Source organism: Streptomyces milbemycinicus, assembly GCF_002154605.1.
Taxonomy (GTDB): Bacteria; Actinomycetota; Actinomycetes; order Streptomycetales; family Streptomycetaceae; genus Streptomyces; species Streptomyces milbemycinicus.
This window is the reverse complement of the sequence record NZ_MUNE01000401.1, coordinates 1-6,171: the sequence shown is the minus strand read 5'-3', so window position 1 is coordinate 6,171 and position 6,171 is coordinate 1. Positions and strand designations below refer to the sequence as shown.

Annotated in this window: 1 protein-coding gene; it reads right to left on the bottom strand. The window is 75.8% G+C overall.

What is annotated here, in order from left to right; genetic code table 11:
- A partial coding sequence (locus CCN51_RS30695) for a type I polyketide synthase (protein WP_107426109.1) occupies positions 1-6,171 on the bottom strand: 6,171 nt, incomplete at both ends.

Genomic DNA, 6,171 nt, shown 5'->3' with positions numbered 1-6,171 from the left:
TGTGCGAGGGCGTCCAGGAAGGAGTTCGCGGCGGCGTAGTTGGCCTGGCCCGGGTTGCCCAGCAGCCCGGCGGCCGAGGAGAACAACACGAAGCGGGCGAGCGGCAGACCCTGCGTCAGCTCGTGCAGGTTCCAGGCCGCGTCCACCTTCGGCCGTGCCACCGCCGCCAGCCGCTCGGGCGTCAACGCCTCCAGGACGCCGTCGTCCAGGATCCCGGCGGCGTGGACGACGGCGGTCAGCCGGGGCGCGTACTTCTCGATCACGGCCCCCAGGGCGGGGCGGTCCGCGATGTCGCAGGCGATCACGTCCACCTGGGCTCCCGACCGCTCCAGCTCCGTCCGCAGCCGCCGCGCGTCCGGGGCCCCGGGGCCGCGGCGGCTGACGAGCACGAGGTGCCGCACCCGGTGCCGGGCGACGAGATGCCGCGCCAGCGCGGCACCGAGGGACCCGGTGCCGCCGGTGAGCAGGACGGTGCCCTCAGCCGCGAAGCCGCCGCCGGGACCGCCGGGGTCACCGAGGCCATCGGTGTCGGGGAGGTGTTCCAGCCGGGGGACACGCAGCGCGCCGTCGGCGATGGAGAGTTGGGGTTCGCCGGTGGCGATGGCGGCGGGCAGCAGTCGCACGGAGTCGGGCCGGTCGTCGAGGTCCACGATGGTCAGCCGCCCGGGGTACTCCGACTGCGCGGCGCGCACCAGGCCCCACACCGCCGCGGCGGGGAGGTCCGGTGCCGGGGCCGTGGCCCCTCGGGTCACCACCACCAGACGCGCTCCGGGCGAGGCCGGATCGGCCAGCCGGGTCCGCAGCGCCTCCAGGGCCCGCGCGGTCAAGGCATGGGTGTCCGCTACCGGATCGGTGGTCGGGCGCGGGGCGGCCAGGGAGATGACGACCGTCTCGGGACCGGTGGCGGCGCCGCTGGACGTGGCGGTGAGTGCCGCGCCCAGTCGCAGGTCGTCGGGGCTCGCCACGGTGGGGGCCGGTCCGCCGGCATCCGGGTCGCCGGCCGGAACACCGGTCCACCGCAGGCGGTACAGCTCTCGCCGACCCGCCCCGCCGACGGCAGCGGTGTCTTCCGGGAGGGGCCGGGTCGTCAGCGACGCCACCCGGGCCACCGGCCGGCCCACGCCGTCGGCAAGGTCCAGGGCGACCGTGTCCTCGCCGACGGCGTGGGTGCGTACGCGCAACTCCGTGGCGCCGACGGCGTACAGGGTCAGGTCGCCGAAGGCGAACGGCAGCCTGGCGGTCCCCCCGGACGGCAGAGGCGGGGGCGCGGCCAGCCGGCCGGCGTGCAGCGCGGCGTCCAGCAGCGCCGGGTGGATGCCGTACCGCTGGGCGTCCGGGCCCGCCGCCGCGGGCAGCCGCACCTCGGCGAAGAGCTCCCCGCCCCGCCGCCAGGCGGCCGTGACCCCCTGGAAGGCCGGGCCGTACGCGTAACCGGCCTCCGCCAGGCGGGCGTAGGCGCCGGTGAGGTCCACGCGCTCGGCGCCCGCGGGCGGCCACGCGCCCAGGTCGGCGGCCGGGTCGGCGTTCGGATCCCGCGACGCGGCCGCCGGGCCGAGCCGCCCGGTCGCGTGGTGTGTCCACGGGCCCAGCGCGCCGGACTCCTCCGGCCGGGAGTGGACATCGGCGGTGCGTCGGCCGGAGGCGTCCGGTTCGCCGAGGGCCACCTGGATCTGGACCCGGGAGCCCGGTCCCGGCAGGAACAGCGGGGCCAGCAGGGCGAGGTCTTCCAGCACCTCGAGACCGCATGCGTCGCCCGCGTGGAGCGCCAGCTCGACGAGCGCGGCGGCGGGGACGAGCGGGTGTCCGGCGACGGCGTGGTCGCCCAGCCACGGGTGGCCGGCGCTCGACAAGTGGCCGGTACACAACAGGCGTTCGGTGCCGGGGACGGTGGTGGTGAGGGTCAGCAGCGGATGGCCGCCGCCGTCCTCGGCGGGCTCGACGGAGTCGTCGGGGCCGTCCGGTTGCGTGTCGGCCAGCCAGTAGCGCTGCCGCTGGAAGGGGTACGTGGGCAGGTCCACCCGCCGGGCGCCACTGTCCGCGTACACGCGGCGCCAGTCCACCGGCAGGCCGTGCACATGGAGCCGCGCGAGCGCGTCCAGGACCGCCCCGGGCCCGGCCCCCGGCGCACCGGCGCCGGACTTGGACACGGCCGCGAACACCCGCCGTTCGCTCTCCTCGTCGCCCAGGGCCGCCAGGGCGGACGCAGTGAGGTGTGCGTCGGGACCGACCTCGGCGAAGGCGGTCACGCCTTCCTCGTGGGCCAGCCGGTGCACGACGTCCCCGAAGCGGACGGCCTCGCGGGCGTGCCGCATCCAGTACGCGGCCGAGCGCAGGTCGTCCCCGGTGGCCGGGAGGCCGGTCAGCGCCGACACGACGGGGATGCGGGGCGCCCCGTACTCCGCCCGCGCGGCGATACGGCCGAACTCCTCGAGCATCGGCTCCACCAGCGGGGAGTGGAAGGCGTGGCCGACGCGCAGCCGGGTGGTGCGGCATCCGCGCGCGGCGAGGCGCGCCGCCACGGCGAGTACGGCCGTCTCGTCGCCGGAGAGGACGACCGACCGCGGACCGTTCACCGCCGCGACCGCGACGGGTCCCACCGACGCCGCTTCCGCCGGTTCCGCAGCCGCCAGTTCCTTGGCCACTTCCTCTTCGGACGCCTCCACGGCCACCATGGCCCCGCCCGCGGGCAGTCGCCGCATCAGCCGGCCCCGGGCCGCGACCAGCTCGACCGCATCCCGCTCGGAGAGGATGCCGGACACGTGGGCGGCCGCCAGTTCGCCGACGGAGTGTCCGGCCAGGAAGTCCGGCCGTATCCCCCAGGACTCCAGCAGCCGGAAGGCGGCCACCTCGAAGACGAACAGGCCCGCCTGTGAGAAGTCCGTACGGTCCAGCAGAGCGGCGTCCTCGGTGCCCTCGGCGGCCCACAGCACGGTACGCAGCGGTCGCTCGAAGCCTGTGTCGCCGGTGTCGCCGCTGTCGAAGCGGTGGCACAGGCCGTCGAAGGCGGTGGCGAAGGCGGGGAAGGCGGCGTGCAACTCCCGTCCCATGCCCGGCCGCTGGGCGCCCTGGCCGGTGAACAGCAGGGCCAGTCGCCCGGCGGACCTCGCCGTGCCGGTGGTTTCCACGACACCGGGCACGGGGGCGCGGTGTCCGTCGCCGTTCCCCGCCAGCGTGTCGAGGGCGGTCAGCAGCGCCGCGCGGTCCGCAGCGGGCACGGCCGTCCGGTGCGCGAGCGCGGCGCGGGTGGTGGCCAGGGAGAAGGCGACGTCCAGCGGGGTGAGTTCGGGCCGCTCCCGCAGCAGGGCGGCGATCTGCCGGGCCTGTGCGCGCAGGGCCCGCGGATCGGCGCCGGAGAGCAGCAGTGGCGGCACGGTTTCCGCGCGCCCCGAGTGGCCGGGCAGCGCCGCGGCCCCGCCGGTTTCGGCGTGTTCCGGCGCAACATCCGCGGGCTCCGTGGCCGTTTCAGCCTCTTCCAGGATCACATGGGCGTTGGTCCCACCGATTCCGAACGCCGACACCCCGGCGCGGCGCGGGCTGCCGGGCACCGGCTGCCACGGCCGTTCGTGCGCCAGCAGCCGTACGGTGCCGGGCGACCAGTCCACGCGCGGGGACGGCTCATCGGTGTGCAGGGTGCGGGGCAGCCGTCCGTGGCGCATCGCCATGACGGTCTTGATGACCCCGGCGACGCCCGCGGCAGCCTGGGTGTGCCCGATGTTGCCCTTGACCGCGCCCAGCCACAGCGGCCGGTCCGCGGGCCGGTCGCGGCCGTATGCGGCCAGCAGCGCCTGGGCCTCGATGGGGTCGCCGAGCGCGGTGCCGGTGCCGTGGGCCTCGACCGTGTCGACGTCGGCCGGGGACAGCCCGGCGGTGGCCAGCGCCTCGCGGATCACCTGCTGCTGGGCGGGGCCGTTGGGCGCGGTCAGCCCGTTGGAGGCGCCGTCGGAGTTGACGGCGGAGCCGCGCAGCACGGCGAGCACCGGGTGGCCGTTGCGCCGGGCGTCGGAGAGCCGTTCCAGCAGTACGAGGCCGACGCCCTCGCCCCAGCCGGTGCCGTCGGCGGCGGCCGAGAACGGTTTGCAGCGGCCGTCCGGCGCCAGGCCGCGCAACCTGCTGAACGCCACGAACGGTTTGGGCCCGGCCATGACGGTCACGCCGCCCGCCACGGCCAGCGAACACTCGCCGGCCCGCAGCGCCCGCGCGGCCCAGTGCATCGCCACCAGCGAGGACGAACAGGCGGTGTCCACCGTCACGGCGGCCCCGCGCAGGCCCAGGGTGTAGGCGATACGGCCGGACGCCACGCTGCCCGCCCCGCCCAGCGCGAGATGGGCCTCCAGCTCGTGCTGGGTGCGGTGCAGGAAACGGGCCGCGTAGGCGTCGTGCATCAGGCCGACGTAGACACCCGTATCGCTGCCGCGCAGCCGGGTCGGGTCAAGGCCCGCGCGTTCGAAGACCTCCCACGCGGTCTCCAGCAACAGCCGCTGCTGTGGGTCGGTGGCCAGCGCCTCTCGTGGGGACATCCCGAAGAAAGCCGGGTCGAAGTCGGCCGCCTGGCGCAGGAAGGCGCCCCGGCGGGTGATCGAGGTGCCCAGCCGGTCCGGGTCGGGGTCGTAGAGCCCCTCCAGGTCCCAGCCGCGGTCTTCGGGGAAGTCCGAGGTGGCGTCGGTGCCGTCGGTGACCAGCCGCCACAGGTCCTCCGGGGTGGCCACATCACCCGGGTAGCGGCAGGCCATGGCGACGATGGCCACCGGCTCCTCCGCGGGCGTGTGCGGCCCGGGTTCGACCGTGCGGATCCCGGCCGCGGGGGCCGGGTCCTGGCCGCCGAGCAGTTCGGTGTGCAGCCACTCCGCCACGGCGGCGGGCGTCGGCTGGTCGAACACCAGGGTGGCCGGGAGCGTGAGACCGGTGGCCGCGGCGAGCCGGTCGCGCAGCAGTACGCCGCCCAGGGAGGTGATCCCGAAGGCGGTGAACGGCTGGTCGGGCGTCAGCTCTGGCTCGGGGACACCGACCGTACGTGCCGTCAGGCCGAGGACGAGGCGCAGCACGGTGTCCCGGCCCGGGTCCGCGGACAGGGACAGCAGCCGCTCGCGCAGCGTGGCCGAGGCCGTCTCGCGCGCCTGGTCCAGCCGTTCGGCCAGCTCGCGGGCGAGCTCCGGGCGGAGGATCTTGCCGGAGGGGGTGCGGGGCACGGACTCGGTCTCGTACACCTCGTCGGGCACCTTGAAGGCCGACAGCCGCTCCCGGCATACCTCCAGGAGCCGCGCGGTGTCCACGCCGCCGGGGCCGGGGACGACCATGGCGACCGGCACCTCGCCGAGTACGTCGTGCGGTCGGCCGACGACGGCCGCGTCGACGACCCCGGGGCAGGTCAGCAGGGTCTCTTCCACCTCGGCCGGGTTGACGTTCTCACCACCGCGGATGATCAGTTCCTTGACGCGGCCGGTGACCTTGAGATGGCCGTGTGCCACGCGCCGGCCGAGGTCTCCGGTGCGGTACCAGCCATCGCGCAGGACGCGTGCGGTGGCCTCCGGGCGGTTGTGGTAGCCGCTCATCAGATTGGGCCCGCGGACCCAGATCTCCCCCTCCTCCCCCTCGGCGACCTCGTCGCCACTCGACGGGTCGGTCAGCCGCACCGTGACCCCGGGGAGTGGCGCGCCGCTGGAGCCGTCGGCCCGTGGCCCGTCGAGCCGGTCGACCGCGATCTTCCCGCAGGTCTCGGTGGAGCCGTAGCCGTCGAGCAGGGGCGCGCCCAGCAACTCCTCGACTTCGGCCCGCAACTGCGGCGGGCAGGGCGCGCCCGCGCTGACGCATACGCGTGGCCTGGGCAGCGGCCGGGGTGTCCGGCGCAGCGTGTCCACCAGCAGATGGTAGGTGGCGGGCACCCCGGCCAGGACGGTGCAGGGCTGCTCGGCCAGGGCCTCGGCGAGGTTCGCACCCCCAGCGCTCCGGGTGCCCCGGACACCCCGGTCGAGGAGGTACGCGCTCGCTCCGACCGCGATCACTCCGAGCACACACAGCGAGTGTGCGTAGGTGTGGAACATCGGCAGTGGCCACAGCAGCCGGTCGCTCGATTCGAGCCCGTACGAGGGGACGTAGCCCGCCGCCACCGACCACAACGCGGCGCGCTGGGTGGTCACCACGCCCTTGCTCTGCCCGGTGGTGCCGGAGGTGTAG